Raw genomic sequence first — 19,441 nt, 5'->3', positions numbered from 1 at the left:
CCGTCACAGCGCGGGCACAGTCTGCGGGCGCCCGCGCGCGCCGGGGAGGCCCGCTGGTTAGCATGGCTGGGTCGACACGACCGAATCACCAATCCGTCGGCACGTACACGACCGGTACGGACAACCGGTACGGATGACCGGTACGCAATCGACGGGGGCTGGGGCGACACCATGACGGAACGGGGCGCGCTGCGCGTGCGGCTGGACCAGATCTGGCGTGAGGTCGCCAAGTTCGGGGCCGTGGGGGCGGTCGGGACACTGGTGAACTTCGGCGTCTTCAACCTGGTGCGGCACGTCACGGACCTGCATGTGGTGCGCGCGAGCGTCATCGCCACGGTCGTCGCCATCGCCTTCAACTACGTCGGGTTCCGCTACTTCACGTACAGGGACCGTGACAAGACCGGCCGTACCAAGGAACTCACGCTGTTCCTGCTGTTCAGCGGCGTCGGCCTGGTGATCGAGAACGGCGTGCTCTACGCCGCGACGTACTGGTTCGGCTGGGACAGCCGTCTCCAGTCCAACTTCTTCAAGTTCCTCGGCATGGGCATCGCGACGCTCTTCCGCTTCTGGTCGTACCGCACCTGGGTGTTCAAGGCGCTGCCCGCGCGCGAGACCGTCGCTCGTGCCGAATCGTTCCTGGAGACGTCGGGCGGCGACAAGACGGGCGAGCAGGCCGGCGAGAAGCCCGTGGTCCGCTAGCGGACCGTCTTGTCCTTCTCCTCCGCTTCGCCGGCCGTGCCCCTCGACGGCGGCGTACGCGACAGGAAGAGCCCGAAGACCGGCGGCTGCGTCTGAAGCATTTCGAGGCGGCCACCGTCCGCCTCGGCCAGATCCCGCGCCACCGCGAGGCCGATTCCCGTCGAGTTCCGGCCGCTGATGGTCCGCTCGAAGATGCGGGCGCCGAGGTCGGCGGGGACGCCCGGGCCCTCGTCCGTCACCTCGATGACCGCCTGGTTGCCGGTGACGCGGGTTCGCAGCGCGACCGTGCCGCCGCCGTGCATCAGCGAGTTCTCGATCAGCGCGGCGAGCACCTGGGCGACCGCGCCCGGCGTGCCCACCGCCTCCAGGTGCCGCTTGCCGGAGCTGACGATGGCGCGGCCCGCGCTGCGGTAGGCCGGGCGCCACTCCTCCAGCTGCTGCTTGACGACCTCGTCCAGGTCGAAGGCGACGGCCGAACCGGTGCGAGGGTCACGGGAGTTGGTGAGCAGCCGCTCCACGACGTCGGTCAGCCGCTCGACCTGGGCCAGCGCGATCGTCGCCTCCTCCTTCACCGTGTCCAGCTCGTCGGTGACGGTGATCTCCTCCAGGCGCATGGAGAGCGCGGTCAGCGGGGTGCGCAGCTGGTGCGAGGCGTCGGCGGCGAGGCGCCGCTCGGCGGTCAGCATGCGGCCGATGCGCTCGGCCGAGGAGTCCAGGACGTCGGCGACACGGTCCAGCTCCGGTACGCCGTACCGCTTGTGGCGGGGCCGCGGGTCGCCCGAGCCGAGGCGCTCCGCGGTCTCGGCGAGGTCGGTGAGCGGGGAGGCGAGGCGGTTGGCCTGGCGCACCGCGAGCAGTACCGCCGCGACGATGGCGAGCAGGGCGACGGCGGCGATGATCAGCAGGGTGCGGCCCACCTCGCGGGTGACCGCGGCCCTCGGCTCCTGGACGGTGACCTTCTCGCGCTGCTCGCCGGGGCGGGTGGCGCTGATGACGTCGCCGGTGGGGCGGGTGCCGATCTCGATGGGCTTGCGGCCCGGGATCTCGATGCGCGCGTACCGGTCCGTTGCGACCTGGTCCCGCAGGATGGCGCCGGTGATCTTCTCCTTGCTGATCAGCCGGCTGTCGACGATGCTGGCGAGGCGGAGGGCCTCGGAGTCGACGCGCTCCTGGGCGCTGCTGCTGATGGTCCTCGTCTCCACGATGACGAGGCTCACCCCGAAGACCGCGATCACGACGAGGACGACGGCGAGAGTGCTGTTGATCAGTCTGCGGCGCATTGCCCCAGTGTCTCGCGTGCGGGATGCCTTTCAGGGGCGCGGGGAACTGCGCGACCAGCCGTCGACGGCCCGCAGACGCGTCTGCCTCCGGCGGTACAACGGCGTCTGCGGGTTGTTCTTGGTCGCTCGCGCCGTTCCCCGCGCCCCTTACGGGGCGCTGCCGCAGTCTCCCTAGGGGCGCGGGGAACTGCGCGACCAACCACGAACGAGCCGCAGACGCATCTGCCTCCGGCGGATCAATGGCGGGTGCGGCTTTGGTCCTGGTTACTCGCGCCGTTCCCCGCGCCCCCTGGCCGGGGGAGACTGCGCGCACCGCCCCCGCAGGGGTGCCGTCAGCTTTTTTCGAAGCGGAAACCCACGCCTCGTACCGTCGCGATGTAGCGAGGATTCGCCGCGTCGTCGCCCAGCTTCTTGCGGAGCCAGGAGATGTGCATGTCGAGGGTCTTCGTGGAGGACCACCACGTCGTGTCCCAGACCTCGCGCATCAGCTGGTCGCGGGTGACGACCCGGCCCGCGTCGCGCACCAGGACCCGCAGGAGGTCGAACTCCTTGGCGGTGAGCTGGAGCTCCTCCTCGCCCATCCACGCGCGGTGCGACTCGACGTCGATGCGCACGCCGTGCGTGGCGGGCGCCTCCTTGTGCTCCGTGGCGCCGCGCCGCAACAGCGCCCGGACCCGGGCGAGCAGCTCGGCGAGGCGGAAGGGCTTGGTCACGTAGTCATCGGCGCCCGCGTCCAGGCCGACGACGGTGTCCACCTCGTCGGCCCGCGCGGTCAGGATGAGGATCGGCACCGTGAGCCCGTCGGCCCGCAGCCGGCGGGCCACCTCCAGGCCGTCCATCCCGGGCAGCCCCAGGTCGAGCACGACAAGATCCACACCGCCCTGAAGACCTGCGTCGAGAGCGGTCGGGCCGTCCTCGCGGACTTCGACCTCGTAACCCTCCCTGCGCAGGGCACGGGCCAGCGGCTCCGAGATGGACGCGTCGTCCTCGGCGAGCAGTACACGGGTCATGGGGTGATGGTAGTCCGCTGTGGACAACCCCAGGGAGGTGATCGCACAGTGGAGCGGCACGCCTGCGGCTATGGGCGGCGATTCTGGGAAACACCTTTGATTGTGCGTTGTTGGTTGCAGCGAAACCTGTGATCCATCTCTCAAGTCCTTCCATATGCCTCCCTGCGGTGTCGTATGGTGACCCAACGCCTCATGCACTACTCAAGGACCTTTGGCCCACTGTGCGGCCTTAGGTCTCTTTTATGTGCGGGCCAGTTCTGCTGGCCTTGAAAGGAATGACCTGTGGTCGGGCCCTGCGCGCGAGGATGCGCCCAGGGTGTGGATCCCGGAGTCACCGCTCCTCACCTCCCCGCGCGGGGGTGAGAACCTCCCCCGGGCGTGGGGCCGGGCGGTTCGACGACGGTGCCGACCGCCCCCCACCGGGCGCGCTCACGCTCCTGCGCACGCGTCCCGAACCCACGAGGATCGACCCATGGCGTCCAGCCTGACGAAGGACTCAGCCAGCACCCCTGGCACCGAGAAGACCTTCTTCGGCCACCCCCGCGGACTGGCCACACTGTTCATGACCGAGATGTGGGAGCGCTTCTCCTACTACGGCATGCGCGCCCTGCTCGTGCTCTACCTGGTCTCCGGCGGCGCCGACGCGGCGACCGGCAGCCAGGGCGGCGGCCTCGCGTACACCGCGGCGACCGCCACGGCCATCTACTCCGTCTACGTGGCCATGGTCTACCTCATGGCCATGCCCGGCGGCTGGATCGGTGACCGCGTCTGGGGCGCCCGCAAGACCGTCGCCATCGCGAGCTGCGTGATCGTCGCCGGTCACGTGTGCCTGGCGCTGCCGAGCTCGGCGATGTTCTTCGTCGGCCTGGCCCTGGTCGCGGTCGGCTCGGGTCTGCTGAAGGCCAACATCTCGACGATGGTCGGCCAGCTCTACAGCGACCCGAAGGACCTCCGCCGCGACGGTGGCTTCACCATCTTCTACATGGGCATCAACCTCGGTGCCTTCGCCGCGCCCTTCGCCATCGGCATCCTCGGCGAGAAGGTCAACTGGCACCTGGGCTTCGGTCTGGCCGCGATCGGCATGGCGCTCGGCGCGATCCAGTTCATGGTCGGTTCCCGGCACCTGTCCGAGGAGAGCAGCAAGGTCCCGAACCCGCTCTCCGCCGAGGAGAAGCGCGGCGTCGTCGTCAAGTCGCTGGGTGCCGTCGCCGTCATCGCGGCGTTCTACCTCGTCGTGGCCTTCACCGACGTCTACCGCCTGACCCTGAACTGGGCGCTGCTCCCGATCACCGTCGCCGGTCTGCTGATCCCCGTCGCGGTCCTCGTGAAGATCAAGCGGGACAAGGAGCTCAACACCGAAGAGCAGACCAAGATGACGGCGTTCATCTGGTTCTTCGTGGCCGCCGCGATCTTCTGGATGATCTTCGACCAGGGCGCGTCGACGCTGTCCCTCTTCGGTGACTCCCACACCTCCCGGGACATCTTCGGCTGGGAGATGCCGAACACGCTGTTCCAGTCGCTGAACCCGGGCTTCATCATGCTGCTCGCCCCGGTCTTCGCCGCCCTGTGGATCAAGATGGCCCGCAGCGACCGCGAGCCCAGCACCATCGTGAAGTTCTCCTTCGCCCTGGTGATGGCCGGCGCCTCGTTCTTCGTCTTCCTCGTCCCGATGGGCATGGCGACCGGCGACACGAAGGTCACCATGTGGTGGCTGGTGCTGATCTTCCTGATGCACACGGTCGCCGAGCTGTGCCTGTCCCCGGTGGGTCTGTCGCTGACCACGAAGATGGCGCCCGCGAAGTACGCCTCTCAGATGATGGGTGTCTTCTTCCTCGCCGTCACCGCGGGCGACAGCGTGACCGGCATGCTCGCCATCGCCGGCGTCGACCTCAACGGCCGGGGCATGGTCGCCCTGGAGGCCACGGCCGCGGTGCTCGCGGGCATCTCGGTCTACATGGCGCGCAAGAAGGTCAGCGGGCTGATGGGCGACGTGCGCTGACCCGTACCCACGGCAACGGTTGACTCGCTCGAACTGAGGGCCGCCGCACCACCCGGTGCGGCGGCCCTTGGCGTTTCTTCGGATGCGGGGGCGCGGGGCGGTGCAGCATCTGGTCATGGCCATGCGTCGTACGTTGCTGACCCTCGCCGTGTGCGGGGCGCTGCTCTCGTCCAGTGCCGCCGCCCGGGCGGTCCCCGAGCCGCCGCCGGGGCGGCTCTTCCACTACGGCGGCCATGCCCGCCAGAACGTCACCGTGTACGGCGACGGGGGCCCCGCGCTGATGATCGTGCACGGCGGCTACTGGTCGAAGGACACCGACTGGAGCGGCTGGGCGCGGTGGTTCGCGGCGCGCGGGTTCACCGTGTACGACACGGACTACCGGCTGACGTCCGACGCCGTCTGGCCCGCGCAGCGCGACGACGTGCACGCGGCGGTGCGCTGGGTGCGGGGCTTTCACGGCGGGGCCGCGCCCCTCGTCCTCGGCTCCTCGGCGGGCGGGCACCTGGCGCTCCAGGCGGGGGCGTACGGGGCGGGGCGTACGCGGGTACGCGGGGTGGTGGCGCTGTCCCCCGTGGCGTCGCCGTACCGCGCGTGGCGGGACGGGGCGGAGCGGGGGGCGTCCGCTGAGCGGCGGGCGCTGCGGAGGGCCGCGGAGCGGCTTGCGGGGTGTGTGCCCGGGCGGGGGGCGGGGCGCGGTTGTTCGGCCCGGTGGGACGACCTGACCGTCGCCTCGCACGCGTCCGGGGCGGAGGACGCGCCGCTGCTGCTCGTCCACTCCGAGGGGGACTTCGTGCCGCCGGTGCACTCGGCGGAGCTGGCGGGGGCGCAGCGGGGGGCGGGGCTTTCCGATGTGACGGTCCGCACGGTGGCAGGCCCCCTGCACGGGGGCCCGCTCCTCCGTGCCCCCGCCACGTCCCGCGCGATCCTCCGCTGGCTACGCTCCCACATCTGACGCTCGCGTCTGCCTACGGCGGTTTACGGGCGCCTGCGGGCCGCCTTGGCTCGCTCGCGCAGTTCCCCGCGCCCCTAAAAGCCCGCCCTCGCGTCTGCCTACGGCGGTTCACGGGCGCCTGCGGACCGCTTTTGCTTGCTCGCGCCCACGCGGCGGAGCCGCACATGTCACAGCCCCGCGCCCCTGACGGGGCGCTGCCGCAGGCTCCCCAGGGGCGCGGGGAACTGCGCGACCAGCCACCAACAAGCCACATAGGCTAACCGGCCCAAGCCCCGCAGCCGCGTCCGCCCCGGCGGTTACCGGGCGAGACTGCGGGGGCGCTGCCGCAGGCTCCCCAGGGGCGCGGGGAACTGCGCGACCAGCCACGGACAAGCCGCAGAGGCTGACCGGCCCAAGCTCGGCAGACGCGTCCGCCCTTCAGGGGCGCGGGGAACTGCGCGACCAGCCACGTGCGGGCCGCAGGCGCGTCCGCCCCCGCCCGGAGGGCTAGCGCAGGGCGCGCCGGCGCCTGGGGAGGAAGGTGAAGACGGCTCCGCCCAGGAGGATCACTGTGCCGGCGACCAAGCCAAGCGCCCGCAGCCCTCCGTTGTCATCGGCTCCCGTCTCCGCGAGGCCGCCGCCCGAGGAGGAGGAACCGCCCCCCGTCGCCGGGGAGCCCCCCGCCGTACCGCCACCGGAACCGCCCGGCTGGGCCGCCGTGTCCAGTTCCAGGGAGACGTCACTCTTGACCGGCGTGCAGGTCGTCGTCGTACCCAGTGCCTTGACCGTCAGCACACCCGGCGACAGCGTCGACTTGCCGTCCGCACCCGGCTTGTACGTACCGGTGAGGTCGGGGATCGTCATCGGGTCGCCGGACTTGATGGGCTCCTTGTTGGTGGGGCCCTCCACATGCACCGTGCCCTTGTCCGCGCCGCCCAGCACGACCTCCATCGACGGCTTCACCGAGTCCGCGGGGATGTCGGCCGGACTGTCCATGACGGACTTCTTGAACTGGACGGTCAGACCGTAACTACCGCCGTCCTTCTTGGCGTTGATCTGAACGGGCGAGGTGGCGTCCTTGTCACCGATCGGCGTCTTGCACTTGTAGGGCGTCTGCACTTCCTTGCCGGGGAAGTCGGTCTGCCCGTCACCACCACCGGAGGTGCTCCCACCGGCGGTACTCCCGCCGGAGGTGCTTCCGCCGGAGGTGCTTCCGCCGGACGACCCGCTCGTCGTACCCCCCGTACCGCCCGAACCACCCCCCGCTCCCGTCACCTTGATCGTCGCCCCCGCCTTCACCTGCTCCTTCGGCGTGCACTTCGTGTCGGTCGAGATCGGCTTGTTGACGTTGATGTCGTACGCGTCCGGGGTGAGCGTCACCTCCCCCGCCGCGGTCAGCTTCAGTCTGCCCTTCATGTCGGACAGGATCATGGGGCTGTTCTTCTTGATGGGCGGGTTCCTGCGCTCACCCGTCACCTTGAGGTCCCCGCTCTGGCCACCCGCCAGTTTGATCGTGCCGGTCGGCTGCACCGTGTTCTCGGCGAGGTCGAGGACATCCGGGTTGCTGGACGCGGCCTGCGTCGTCTTCCACACGATGTCGACCTCGTCGCCGACCTTCGCCGTGGCCGGCGCCGTGATCTCCACCTTGGTCGTGCCCTGCACGGGCGGCAGGTTGGAGATCGGCGGAGGGATGCACTCCGTCTTGTAGGCGACCTCGGCGACCTGGGCGGACTCGCCGGCCTCGGCGGCCCGCGCCGGTCCCGCGGTGAGCAGGATGCCCGCCCCGCCCAGCAGGAGCGCGACCGAGGCCGCGCCCGCTCTCCGTCGTTGCGTGATCACGTGTTTCCCTTCGTCGGACTGTCGTCGGACGGTGCGGAGAGCCGGCCTGCGGGTGCGCCGGGGTCTGTGTCGGGGGTGAACCAGGGCAGGGAAGCGGTCGGCGACCCGCTCGCGCCACTGTCCGGTGCGCCGGACCCGCCCGTACTCGGGCGTCCCCCGGTCGGTTTCGTACGAGGCGCGGGCCCGGCGTGCGACGTACGCGCGCCACCCGCCTCCCGCACCTCCCTGTCCGCGTCGACCGCCCCCTGCGGCAGCCTCAACTGCGGCAGGCGGGAGGTGAGTTCAGCGAACCGGCGTCGGGTCCGGTGCCGGCCGCCGCGCGAGACGCGGCGCCGGTTCGGGCGGAGCCGGTCGACGACCGCCATGCCGATGCGGAAGACGGCCGCGGGCACCACGACGCCGAGCAGGATCCAGAAGAGGGTGACGCCCCAGGGCCGGCCGACGCCCCACGGCTGCTCGGCCAGGACCTTGCCGCCGAACTTCAGCGAGACCAGATAGTCGCCGTGCGCGCCCGCCGACAGCTCCACCGGCAGCTTGATCTGCGCCTTCTTGCCGGGTGCGATGGTGCCGCGCCACTGCTGCTCCTCCCACTCCGGGGCGAACACGCCGTGGGAGGTGCCGACTTGGAAGACCGGGTCCTTGACGGGCGCCGAGCCGACGTTGCCGACGGTGAATTCGAGGGTGCGCTGCGGCGGGGCGCCGAACCAGGTCAGCACCCCGCTGGAACCCTCCAGACGGGTGTCGGTCAGGACGGAGAGCTTGCCGCCGCCCGCCTGTCGGGGCAGCGGCTTCACGGGGTGGCCCGCGACCTTCAGTACCGCGTCGACCTGCTGTTTCTCACCGGTCACCGTGGAGACGTGGACGACGCAGGGGCAGGGCTCGGGCGGCTCGGCCACGGGGAGCTTCTTGTCGAAGGCGCCGTTCTTGTCGGTGGTGACGGCCCGGCCCTCGGAGTTGGCGCAGGAGTTGGTGCCGCCGATGACGCCCTTGCCGGGCGCGGACTGGCCACAGACGAGCATCATCAGCAGGGCGTCCGGCCGCCAGCCCTCTCCCTTGACGGTGACCGATCCGCCCTTGCCCGCCTCGGACTTGGAGAGCTTCACGGTGGGCTTGTCAGCGGCGGACGCGCCGGACGGCGGCAGCAGGACGAGGCTGAGCAGCGCCAGTACGGCTATGCCGGCCAGTAAGCCGAGTACATCGCGTACGCCGCGTGCGCCGCGCACGAGACCGGCCACAGGTCCGCCACCGCTCTTCCCGCTCACAGTTCCCCTCCCGTCCCCGTCCCCGCCAACTCCCGCTCCGAATGCCCCTGTTCCTGTTCGGCCGTCGACCCGGGCGGCTCCTCCTGACGCCGTCTCCGTCTGCGTACGAGATGCACCGTCCCGCCCGCGACGGCGAGCAGCAGGGCGCCGCCGCCCGCCACCGCGCCCCACGGCACGAGGCGGGCCGAGGCCGTGGCCGTGTCGCGGGCGCCGCCCGCCGCCGTGGCCGTGAGCTCGACGTCGACCGCGTCGAGGGCCGGCGGGTCCGGCCACGGTTCGGTCAGGGAGATCCGGCGGCCGGGCAGGAGCTCGACCGGCAGTGTGCGCGCGGGGCGGTCGATGTGCGTGCCGAGCACACCCTCCGCGTGCACCGCGAGCTTCGGGGTCAGCACGGTGTTGCCGCGGTTGACCAGGTCGTACGTGATGCGCTCGGCGTCGGTGTCGACCTGGACGCGTTCGACGGTGAGCGCCGAGAGGGTGGGCCCGCCGACGCGCAGGTGCACGCGCACGCCCACGGTGCGGCCGCCGCCGCTCGCGACGATCGCCCCGGGGTGGTCGCCGGGCACCGCGTCCGCGGGCACCGTCAGCGTGAACGGCACCTCGGCGCGGGTGCGCGGCGGTACCTTCACCTGCCGCTTCGCGAAGGTGATCCACGCGCCGGTCTTCTTCGGCCGTTCCCTGGCCGGGGAGACGGAGAACGCGCCGGATCCGGTGTTGCGGGCGTCGGCGCCCCGCAGGGTGATCGTGCGGGGCTTCGGGCCGGGGTTGGTGAGGGACAGGGTGTCCTGGAGCACCGCGCCGGGGGCGCCCTCGGCGTAGAAGGAGGGCCGCCCGTCCTTCGCCGGACGCGTACCGGCGCCCGCGGAGGGCGCGGCGGACCAGTCCGCGGAGCCGCCGCCGTCCGCGTGCGCGGGGGCCGAGGCCGCCAGCACGAGGGCGGCCACGCACAGCGCGGCCCGCACGGAGGACGTCGTCAGCGACTTCGGCACCATGGTCGGCTCGGGCCGCTTCAGCGGCATCGGCGGCATCGGCGGCTCCTGATCCTCTGGCCCGTTCGGCCCGTTTCTCTCTCCACGTGCGCGTGGCTACCGCGAGCGCGCCGCCTGGTTCCTGCGGGTCAGCCAGAGCGCGCCCGCCGCACCCGCGAGCAGGACGGTGCCGCCGAGGGTGCCGAGGGCGACGGCGGAGTCGGCCGGACCGGTCTGCGGGAGTTCCGCGCCGCCGGACGCGGCACTGTCGGAGCCACCCGTCGTGCTGCCGGTGTCGGCCCCTCCGTCGGACCCACCGTCGGTGTCGGAGCCACTGCCGGACCCGCCGCCCGCCCCCTCGACATCCAGCTCCAGGGACGGCTTGGGATTGTTGGACGGCGTGCACGTGGTGGTCGTACCGAGTGCCTTGATCGTGAGGACGCCCGCCGTGAAGGTGACCTTGCCGCTCTTCTTGGGCGTGTACGTGCCCGACAGGTCGCTGATCTTGATGGGGGTGTTGGCGGGGATCGCCTCCGCGTTCGTCGCGCCGGACACCGGCACCGTCCCGCTCTCCGCGCCGCCCAGTTTGATCACCGCGCTCGGCTTCATCGCGCCCTTGCCGAGCTCGACGGGGCTGGAGGAGACGCCCTTCTGGAAGGACATGGTGAGCTTGTAGCCGCTGCCGCTCTTGACGCTCTTGATGTCGATCGGCGAGACGGCGCTCTTGTCCCCGATGGGCGTCTTGCACTGGTAGTTGACGTCCTGGACGGTGGCCTGCGCGGCGGGGGCGGCCAGCAGCACCGCCGAGCCGCCGGCCAGGACGGTGGCGAGCGCGAGCGCGGCCGGTTTTTTCGTGTGCGACACCTCGTTTGTCCCCTCATGCCGGTCGTGGCGTGCCGCGGTGCGGAGTTGCTCGTGTTACTGACGGCACATCAGATTGGGCGCTCAAGGTACGCCCGGGACGTTGTCGAGGGAAGACAGAAGACGCGCCGGATCGTGTCGATCCGGCGCGTGTACTAACCGTGGGTAACACCTAGGGGCCGAGGTCAGGCCAGGCCCACACATGCGCCGGGCACCGCCAAACAGACGCCTTCGGGCACCACAAAAACCGGGCGGGCATCAAGCAGCCCCACCCGGCGGAAACCGCCACAGGAACCAAGCGCGGGCGTCAGCCGAAATCCGAACGGACGCCGCACGGGCGGCTCACTACGCGGGCGCGCCCAGCTCCGCCCAGACCGTCTTGCCCGTGCCGCCGGGGCTCCGCACGACGCCCCAGTCCAGGCAGAGCCGCTGGACGATGAACATGCCGTGGCCGCCGGGCCGCCCCGCGCGGTGCGGCGTGCGCGGCGCGGGCTGCCCCGTGCCGCGGTCGGAGACCTCGATGCGCAGCACCTTGCCGTCACTGGAGAGCCAGAGCTCGTCGGGGCCCTCGGCGTGCAGGCAGGCGTTGGTGACGAGCTCGGAGACGACCAGGAGCACGTCCTCGGCGGCGGCGCGCCGGTCGGCGCTCTCCGCGGGCAGCCAGCCCCAGGCGTGGAGCGCCTCGCGCGTGTAGTCGCGCGCGAGGGGGACGATGCCGCTCGCCCCGTTCAGGCTCAGCCTGCGGACCTGCCGGGAGGGCGTCCCGGAGATCCGGTCCGCGGGAGCGTCCGCGACTGCGGCCTCGGAATCCGGGCCGCGGTCGCCCGGCGAGTAAGGCCGGGTGGTGCTCATCAGCGCTTCACCTCACCGACAAGAGGACTGAGGGCTCTGAACTCTGGACAAGTTGAGAACTCTGGGCGAGTAGGGGACATCGGCTGCTTGCCGTTCTGACTGTTGATTTCTCGGACCGCCATCGACGGATCCAGGTCTCTCCTGCCCGGACGAACCGTGAGAACACCCACTTCTTCGGCACGGTCCGTGTGACGCTGGTAACGCCGCGATCACGCAGAGGCAACTGACGCGTAACGGTCGCGTGTGACCAGCACTGATTCATGAGGACTCATTCGTCCAGAGCCGCTTCGAGCGTCTCGTGAAGCGTGAAAACCGCCTCGGCCCCAGTGATCTCGAAGACCCTGGCGACCACGGGCAGCATTCCCGCAAGGTGTACGCCGCCGCCCGCCGCCTCGGCCTTGAGCCGGGCTCCGAGCAGCACGTTGAGCCCGGTGGAATCACAGAACTCAAGGCGTGAGCAGTCGACGACCAGTCGTGAATAGCCGTCCGTAAGGCAGTTCTCAAGCGGCTCGCGCAACACGTCGGCGGTGTGGTGATCCAACTCACCCGCCGGGGTCACGACGGCACTCGTGCCCACCTTCCGGACTTCGACCAGAAGCCGGCCCCTGTGTGCACTGCCGACCGTCCCGCGGTCCATCGTCACTCTCTTCCGACCGTCGTGGCTATTGATGACGCCCCTGAACATTACGCCCTCCTGGCGGTCCGGGGTACCCGAACATCCCCCTGAATTCGGACATTTCGCCTCAGAACGCACTTGCGACCGGCACGCGGAAGCGGGTAGGGGTAGAAGAGACATCAATCGACACGGACGGCTTTGGAGGCGCCGCACACCGCAGTGCACGTATTGGCATCGGCAGCCATATGCCGAGAACGATGGAGGACACCATGTCACCCCGGCTCGACGAATCGCATACTGACCAGGCGACGTCGACACTCCCGCCGCACCACTCCGCCACCGACCTCCCGGGCCCCGCTCCCGTCCCCGTACCCGCTCAGCGCGGGTCCATACCCACCCAGGACGGACTCGAAGGCCTCGACGACCTCCCCGAGATCCCGCCGTACGACGAGGTGGGGCCGCTGGACGCGAGGGCCCTGTCCAAAACCCTCTTCGAGCGCCTCGAATCGCTCGAGGAAGGGACGCACGAATACGCGTACGTCCGTAACACCCTGGTCGAACTGAACCTCGCCCTGGTGAAGTTCGCGGCCTCCCGGTTCCGCTCCCGCAGCGAGCCCATGGAGGACATCATCCAGGTCGGCACGATCGGCCTCATCAAGGCCATCGACCGTTTCGAACTCAGTCGCGGCGTCGAGTTCCCGACCTTCGCCATGCCGACGATCGTCGGCGAGATCAAGCGCTTCTTCCGCGACACCAGCTGGTCGGTGCGGGTCCCGCGCCGCTTGCAGGAGCTCCGACTGGACCTCGCCAAGGCGGGCGACGAACTCGCCCAGCAGTTTGATCGCGCCCCCACGGTGGGCGAGCTCGCCGAGCGCCTGGGCATCTCGAACGACGAGGTCGTCGAAGGAATGGCCGCCTCCAACGCCTACACCGCGAGCTCCCTGGACGCGCAGCCCGAGGAGGACGACTCCGAAGGCGCCCTCGCGGACCGCATCGGCTACGAGGACCACGGCCTGGAGGGCATCGAGTACGTCGAGTCCCTCAAGCCCCTCATCGCCGACCTCCCCCCGCGCGACCGCAAGATCCTCTCCCTCCGCTTCGTCGCCAACATGACGCAGTCGGAGATCGGCGAGGAGCTCGGCATCTCGCAGATGCACGTGTCGCGCCTGTTGTCGCGAACGCTCGTCAAGCTCCGCAAGGGGCTGACGGTAGAAGAGTGAGCGCCACACCCGCGCCCCTCTTGAACGGCCCGGTGGGACCCGCCCCTTGAAGGAGGCGGGCCCCACTGCTGTGCCCCCTTCCGACGTGCAGCGGCAGCCGCCGCTCCGCTCGCAGGAGGCGTCATCGGTACGGTTACTCGCGCCCCGTACCGGGCAGCAGGCAGACCAACAACCCAGCCAGGGCGGCTCCGGCGGACTGTGCCTGGAAGTCGCCGACGGGCTCCCCGGCATCGTCCCCGTCCGGGACTCCAAGGTCACGGACGGCAAAGAGGGTCGGGGACCTACTTCGAGAAAGTTGCGAACCGGGTTGGCGCACGCCTCCTGCCACGCCCCGCGCGCCCTTTGTGCAGGCTCATCCGTCACGGGAATCGGGCACAACGGGCCTGGGTGCCGGGGGCGTATTGGCCGTCCAGGGGGGCGCACGGCACACGCATTCGCAACTTTTCCAAAGTAGGTGCCGGAGGGGGCTGACCGAGCCTCGACCGGGGCGCGCGCCCACGTTGGGCCGGGCCGCACCCGGCAGCGAGAGGTGACGGCCCAAGCGGCGAAGCCGGGGGCGGCCACCACGACGGTGGCGTCGGCTCACGTTGGGCCGGGCCGCACTCGGCGATGAAAGGGGATGGCCCCTCCAGAGAATCCGTAGACCCCACCCCTGGCCGGCCGGGGCAAAGTCAACGTGCGGTGGAGGGGCGGCAGTCAAGGGTGGAGCGGAGCGGAATCGGCGGAGCCGACGCGACCGAAGGGAGCGCCCTTTACTGCCGGCCCGGAACCGCCACACTCCGCAAAAACCGGGCGGCCCCGCCCACCATCAACGTCCCCGGCCATCACCCCTTTGGTCGAATTGATCCGCTTTTCGAACACGCCCTACGCTTTTCGGTGAGACAACGGCTGTCGCCGAGTGGGGACGTTGCGAGGGCTGGGGCGGTGGGCGGTCGTGGGCGTAGGCGTGGAGCCGGGGGAGGACGGAGCCGGGCAGGGCCTGCTGGGGCGGGAGGAGTTCCTGCGGGCAGTGCGGGCCCACCTGGAGCGGGCCCGCAGGGGGCAGGGTGGGCTGCTGTTGGTCACCGGCGAGGCCGGAATCGGCAAGACGGCTCTCACTGGGTGTGCGGTCCATGAGGCGAGGCAAGCGGGCATGGCCGTGTTGCGCGGATCGTGCTGGGGCGCGGACGGCACCCCGGGTTACTGGCCCTGGACACAGGTCATACGCGGTCTGCGCAGGGCCTTGCGGACGGAGGCGTGGGAGGCCGCTTCAGAGGCCGCGGGTGTGGTGTGGCAGGTGCTCCTTACTGGTGGCGGCCGAACGGAGAACGAGGACCGAACGGAGAACCAGGGCCGGGCCCGGGACGAGGGCCGGACGGAGAACGAGGGGCAGGCCCAGGACGAGAGCCGGGCCCAGGACGAAGGCCGGGCTCAGGAGTCACGTCGCACCGAAGACGAAGGGCGGGCCCAAGAGGCGAGCCGGTTCGAGCTGTTCGATGCGGTCACCACCATGCTCACCACCGCCTCCCACCACCACCCCCTCCTCGTCGTACTGGAAGACGTGCACTGGGCCGACCCAGCCTCGATCGCCCTCCTGGAGTTCGCAGCCCAGCACCTCTCCCTGGAACGCGTCCTGATCGTGGCGACCTGCCGCCTCGTCGAGGTCGAGCGGCCCGACCACTCCCTGCGCGACCGCCTCCGGTCGTTGACGGCACGGGCGACGACCCTCACGCTCACGGGCCTCTGCGCCGACGACGTCGCCGAACTGATGCTCCGTACGGTGGGCAGCGCACCGGACGGCAGGCTCGTCGCCGACGTACTGCACCGGACGGGCGGCAACCCCTTCTTCGTACAGGAGACAGCGCGCCTGTGGGCCGGCGGGCACGAGGTCAGCGGGACGTCTCCCGGGCTGCACGCCTCTCTCCGGCAGCGGTTGGACCTGCTGGACGGTGCCGTCGCCGACTGCCTGGGAGCCGCCTCCGTACTGGGACGGCGCTTCCGCACCGACACGCTGGCGAGCGTCCTGGGCGCCCCGCCCGAGGACGTACACCGGTGGTTGGATCAGGCCGCGGAGGCACGGCTCGTGGTGTACGAGTACGACTACCAATACAAGTACGAGTCCGAGTCCGAGTCCGAGCCCTCCGGAAAGGCATCCCGGAACGTCGTCTTCGAGCACGACCTCGTACGCGAGACCCTGTACGGCGCCCTCGAAACCCGGCACGTACGCCGACTGCACGCAGCCGCCGTCCCCGCCCTGCGAAGCACCACGGACGCCCAGGACGTGACCCTCCCGGTGGAGCTGGCCCGCCACGCCCACCTCGCCTTCGAGGAGCTGGACCGCGACGAGGCCGTGGAGCTGCTGCTGTCCGCCGCGCGCCATGCGGAGAACCGTATGGCGCACGAGGAAGCCGCCGGGCACTACGAGCGCGCCCTCGACCGCCTCGGCGACGCGGACCCCAGGCGCCGGGTGCTGCTCGGCCTCCACTTCGGGACGGCGCTCCAGATGCTCGGCGAACACGAGCGTTCCTGGCGGGTGTACGCCGACGCCGCCGCCCTGGCTCGCGGTCTGGGCGATCCGCTGCTGATGGGGTGGACCGCTCTGACCCTGTACGGCTCCGACGGCCGTGGCGACACCGCGCTGCTGAAGCCCCGCGCCCTGCGGTGGGCGTACGAACAGCAGGGCGCCACTTCCGGAGTGGATACGACAACAGGGGGCGGCGGTGAGCCGACCCTGTCGCAGTCCTCCCTGGCCCGGCACGTGGCGGCCGGCGTGATCGCCGGGGCCCGCGCGGCGGGCGACGACGACACGCTGCACATCGGGCTCTGGGCGCGCCTCCAGTCGGAGTGGGGGCCGCGGAGCGCGGGCGACCGGCGGGCCCTCGCGGAAGAGCTCGTCGCGGTCTCCCGGCGCCGTGGCGACCGGTGGACGGAGCACGTGGCGATGTCCATGCGCTGGGTCGCCGCCCTGGAGTCGGGCGACCCGCGCTTCATGGCGGACTTCCACGCCATGGTGGCCCTGGGCGCCGCCGACGGCTCGGCCCGCCTGCGGCTGCACACCGTGATCGACCACAGCATCGTCCACGCCCTGACCGGCAGGTTCGCCGAGGCCACCGAACTCCTCGAAGCGTCGGAGACGATGAGCACCCCCGGCGCCAACTACTACCACTACTTCGTCTCCCACCACCGGTGGAGCCTGCTCGTCCTGCGCGGCAGGTTCACCGAGGCCAGACAGCTCCTCGACACGCTGCGGGCCCAGCAGCATCCGTACGTCGACCTCGTCGAGGCCCTCGCCGACCTGGAGGCCGGGGAGCGCCGGGGCGTGCCGGTCCCCCGCCCCGGCGCGGGCGCCGGCGGCGACACGGTCCTCCACCACAGCGTCACCCCGCTCTGGCTGCGCTACCAGGCGCAGGCGGCCGCCGCGTCGGGTGACCCGGCGTGGTGCGACAACGCCCACGCGGCGCTCGTGCCGTACACCGGCCAGTGGCTGGTCTCCCTCTTCGGCTGGGACATCAGCGGGCCGGCCGCGCTCTGGCTGGGCGTCCTCGACGCCGCGCGGCAGCGCTGGGACTCGGCCGTACGCCATCTCACCGAGGCATGCCGGTCGGCCGACCGCATGCACGCGCTGCCCTGGTCGCTGCGGTCCCGCCTCGAACTGGCGGTCGCGCTCGCGGCGCAGGGCGGCCACGACGAGCGGTACGTGGCGGGTCTGCTCGGCGAGGCGGAGTCGCAGGCGCACGAGCTCGGCATGACGCATCTGCTCGCCCGCGTCGCGCACGTGGCGGGCGCCCAGCCGGCCGTCGGCCAGGTAATTACCCGCCGCGCGGATGCCGGTGGTACCGGCCCGGACAGCACACCCGCCGCGTACGAGTTCCGCCGCAACGGCGAGGTGTGGCGGCTGACGTACGAGGGCCGCACCGTCCACATGCCCGACGCGAAGGGCCTGCGCGACCTGCACTGCCTGCTGGGCCTGCCCGGCCAGGACATCCCGGCCGTCCGGCTGCTGAACCCGGACGACGACACCGTCGCCACCGTGCACGGCATGGGGGCCGACGACGTGCTCGACGACGAGGCCCGCAGCCGTTACAGACGGCATCTGGAGCGGCTCGACGAGGAGATCGACCGGGCGGTCGAGCAGGGGGACGAGCAGCGCGCGGCCGCCTACGACCAGGAGCGCGCCGACCTCCTCGAGGAGCTCCGCCGCTACGCGGGCCTCGGTGGCCGCCCGCGCCGCCTGGGCGACTCGCGCGAGCGCGCCCGGAAGAACGTCACCGGCCGCATCCGTGACACCTTGCGCAAGCTGGACCAGCGGCACCCCGAGCTGGCGGCGCACCTGCGCCGCACACTCTCCACCGGGACGATGTGCCGCTACACCCCGGACCGGGATCTCCGCTGGAAGCTGTGACCGTCCGGGAGCCACCCCACGACCGCGGCCGTCGCGGCCACCGCACACCGGTGTCCGCGACGGCCTGACCTGCGAAGGCCTTACCTGCGAAGGCAGGGTCACAGTTGCTGCCAGTCGAGCCAGGTGCTGCCGGGCTGGTGCTGCCAGCGGTGGTGCACGCCGCCGGGGTTGTTGGCGAAGATCTCCAACCGGCCGTCCCGATTGCGCAGAGCCCGGATGAAATAGCCCCCGCCGCCGAAGTCCTGCCAGGTCCGCCACGCCCCCGACGCGTCCACCTGATAGTTGTGCTGCACCATGTCGTCGTTCATGGCGAAGACTTCGATCCGCTCGTCGTGCGACTCCACCACCGCAAGCCGCGCACCCGCCGGACCACCCAGCGGCTGCCACTCGTGCCAGTCACCGGCCGGCACGTTCTGCCAACGGTGATGCACGCCCGAGGAGTTGGTCGCGAACACCTCCAACCGGCCGTCGCGGTTCTTCGCCACGTCCAGATGCTCTCCGCCCAGACCGAAGTCGACCCACTCCCGCCACGTCCCCGCCAGATCCGTCTGACACGTGTGCCGGAAGATGTCGTCGTTCATGGCGAACACCTCGATCCGCCCGTCCGACGCCGGAGCCGCCGCAAGCCGCGCACCCGCCGGGCCCCCCAACGGGCGCCAGTCGTGCCACGTACCGCCCGGCGCGTTGTGCCAACGGTGGTGCACACCTCCGGCGTTGGAGGCGAAGACCTCCAAGCGGCCGTCATGATTGCGCCCGACCGCCAGGTGATCGCCTCCCCCGCCGAACGCGTACCAGTCGGCCCACTCCGCCGACACCTTCGCCTGATAGCGGTGCATGAACGTGTCACCGTTCATCGCGAACAACTCCAGACGCCCGTCCGGCGACGCCGCCAGCGCGACCGTCGCCGACGCGGGGCCACCGAACGCCCGCCAGCCCGACCACGCACCCCCCGGCTCATGCTGATACGTGTGGTAGATCTGATCGACCGCCGCATGGAACGCCTCCACACGGCCGTCCGCCGACATCCCCACCGCAAGGCGCTGCCGCCGGTCCGGTTTTCCCGGGCCGACCGCCTCCTTCGCCTCGTCGAGCAGCGCGCGGGCCTTGCCCTCGGCCTGGTCGTACCGGTCGGGGAACGCGGACCGCTGCACCCTCTGGGCCGTCTGCCCGGCCGTCAGGTTCGGGTGCTGCTGCTCGACGCGGATCGCCCGCGTGAAGAACTGCTCGGCGGCGTACGGCACGTGCATGATCTGCTGCGGTGTGCCCCAGCCCTGGCTCGGGCGCTGCTGGAAGACGCCGAGGGAGTCGCGGTCGCCGCAGTCGAGGTTGTTCATGTGGGACTCGACCCAGCCGGCTTCGAAGCCGGCCAGCATCACTTTGTCGGACACGCCCAGATCGCGGCCGACGGTGTACACCGTCTTGGTGACCTCCAGGTCTCGGTCCGGGGGTACGCGGCAGGGTGCCATGGGAGTACTCCTGTCTGTGTGAGGGTCTGCGTGAGGGGTTGCCGAGGAAGGTGAGGC

Annotated in this window: 14 protein-coding genes and 1 pseudogene; 6 read left to right on the top strand and 9 right to left on the bottom strand. The window is 71.0% G+C overall.

The window, feature by feature from the left end:
- The first annotated feature begins 171 nt into the window (after positions 1 to 171).
- The gene (locus ACZ4Z4_RS14570) at positions 172 to 699 is read left to right on the top strand and encodes a GtrA family protein (RefSeq protein ID WP_468326788.1); all 528 of its coding nucleotides are present in this window, start codon (positions 172 to 174) and stop codon (positions 697 to 699) included.
- Here ACZ4Z4_RS14570 and ACZ4Z4_RS14565 read toward each other — a convergent pair.
- Entirely contained in the window at positions 696 to 1,979 is a 1,284-nt protein-coding gene (locus ACZ4Z4_RS14565; RefSeq protein ID WP_468326787.1) for an ATP-binding protein, read from the bottom strand. The two genes, ACZ4Z4_RS14570 and ACZ4Z4_RS14565, sit on opposite strands and share 4 nt — an antisense overlap.
- Positions 1,980 to 2,311: 332 nt before the next feature.
- Positions 2,312 to 2,989 carry a response regulator transcription factor gene (locus ACZ4Z4_RS14560; RefSeq protein ID WP_362997384.1) on the bottom strand — a complete coding sequence of 226 codons (678 nt, stop codon included), beginning with the start codon at positions 2,987 to 2,989 and terminating at the stop codon, positions 2,312 to 2,314.
- 472 nt (positions 2,990 to 3,461) lie between these two features.
- On the opposite strand from ACZ4Z4_RS14560, the gene ACZ4Z4_RS14555 reads away from it, so the two are divergent.
- On the top strand, positions 3,462 to 4,988 hold the full coding sequence (locus tag ACZ4Z4_RS14555; protein WP_468326785.1) for a peptide MFS transporter: 1,527 nt from the start codon (positions 3,462 to 3,464) through the stop codon (positions 4,986 to 4,988).
- A gap of 115 nt (positions 4,989 to 5,103) precedes the next feature.
- The gene (locus ACZ4Z4_RS14550; RefSeq protein WP_468326783.1) at positions 5,104 to 5,940 is read left to right on the top strand and encodes an alpha/beta hydrolase; all 837 of its coding nucleotides are present in this window, start codon (positions 5,104 to 5,106) and stop codon (positions 5,938 to 5,940) included.
- Positions 5,941 to 6,426: 486 nt separating this feature from the next.
- Here the strand turns inward: ACZ4Z4_RS14550 and ACZ4Z4_RS14545 are convergent, their stop codons facing one another.
- From ACZ4Z4_RS14545 to ACZ4Z4_RS14520, 6 genes are all read right to left on the bottom strand, one after another.
- On the bottom strand, positions 6,427 to 7,758 hold the full coding sequence (locus tag ACZ4Z4_RS14545; protein WP_468326781.1) for a hypothetical protein: 1,332 nt from the start codon (positions 7,756 to 7,758) through the stop codon (positions 6,427 to 6,429).
- A complete protein-coding gene (locus ACZ4Z4_RS14540; RefSeq protein WP_468326894.1) occupies positions 7,755 to 8,981 on the bottom strand; it encodes a hypothetical protein in 1,227 nt (408 codons plus the stop codon). Before ACZ4Z4_RS14540 ends, ACZ4Z4_RS14545 begins: the two co-directional genes overlap by 4 nt.
- A 35-nt stretch (positions 8,982 to 9,016) precedes the next feature.
- The gene (locus ACZ4Z4_RS14535; RefSeq protein WP_468326779.1) at positions 9,017 to 10,048 is read right to left on the bottom strand and encodes a hypothetical protein; all 1,032 of its coding nucleotides are present in this window, start codon (positions 10,046 to 10,048) and stop codon (positions 9,017 to 9,019) included.
- Between the two features lie 57 nt (positions 10,049 to 10,105).
- Positions 10,106 to 10,852 (bottom strand): LPXTG cell wall anchor domain-containing protein, encoded by a 747-nt coding sequence (locus ACZ4Z4_RS14530; RefSeq protein ID WP_468326778.1) that lies wholly within the window; start codon positions 10,850 to 10,852, stop codon positions 10,106 to 10,108.
- Between the two features lie 342 nt (positions 10,853 to 11,194).
- Positions 11,195 to 11,701 (bottom strand): ATP-binding protein, encoded by a 507-nt coding sequence (locus ACZ4Z4_RS14525; RefSeq protein WP_468326776.1) that lies wholly within the window; start codon positions 11,699 to 11,701, stop codon positions 11,195 to 11,197.
- A gap of 268 nt (positions 11,702 to 11,969) precedes the next feature.
- A complete protein-coding gene (locus ACZ4Z4_RS14520; protein WP_362997454.1) occupies positions 11,970 to 12,338 on the bottom strand; it encodes an STAS domain-containing protein in 369 nt (122 codons plus the stop codon).
- Between the two features lie 248 nt (positions 12,339 to 12,586).
- Here ACZ4Z4_RS14520 and ACZ4Z4_RS14515 point away from each other — a divergent pair, with 248 nt between their 5' ends.
- From ACZ4Z4_RS14515 to ACZ4Z4_RS14505, 3 genes and pseudogenes are all read left to right on the top strand, one after another.
- On the top strand, positions 12,587 to 13,537 hold the full coding sequence (locus ACZ4Z4_RS14515) for an RNA polymerase sigma factor SigF (protein WP_468326774.1): 951 nt from the start codon (positions 12,587 to 12,589) through the stop codon (positions 13,535 to 13,537).
- 184 nt (positions 13,538 to 13,721) lie between these two features.
- Positions 13,722 to 13,802, top strand: a pseudogene (locus ACZ4Z4_RS14510) (DUF397 domain-containing protein); the annotation flags it as partial.
- Positions 13,803 to 14,471: 669 nt separating this feature from the next.
- Positions 14,472 to 17,918, top strand: coding sequence for an AAA family ATPase (locus ACZ4Z4_RS14505; protein ID WP_468326773.1), 3,447 nt, complete (start codon positions 14,472 to 14,474; stop codon positions 17,916 to 17,918).
- Positions 17,919 to 18,016: 98 nt separating this feature from the next.
- Here the strand turns inward: ACZ4Z4_RS14505 and ACZ4Z4_RS14500 are convergent, their stop codons facing one another.
- On the bottom strand, positions 18,017 to 19,384 hold the full coding sequence (locus tag ACZ4Z4_RS14500; RefSeq protein ID WP_468326772.1) for a PLL family lectin: 1,368 nt from the start codon (positions 19,382 to 19,384) through the stop codon (positions 18,017 to 18,019).
- Between the last annotated feature and the right edge of the window lie 57 nt (positions 19,385 to 19,441).

Source organism: Streptomyces sp. NPDC030245, from assembly GCF_055572995.1.
Note: the sequence above shows the minus strand (reverse complement) of the source record. Positions and strands in the feature narration are given on the sequence as shown.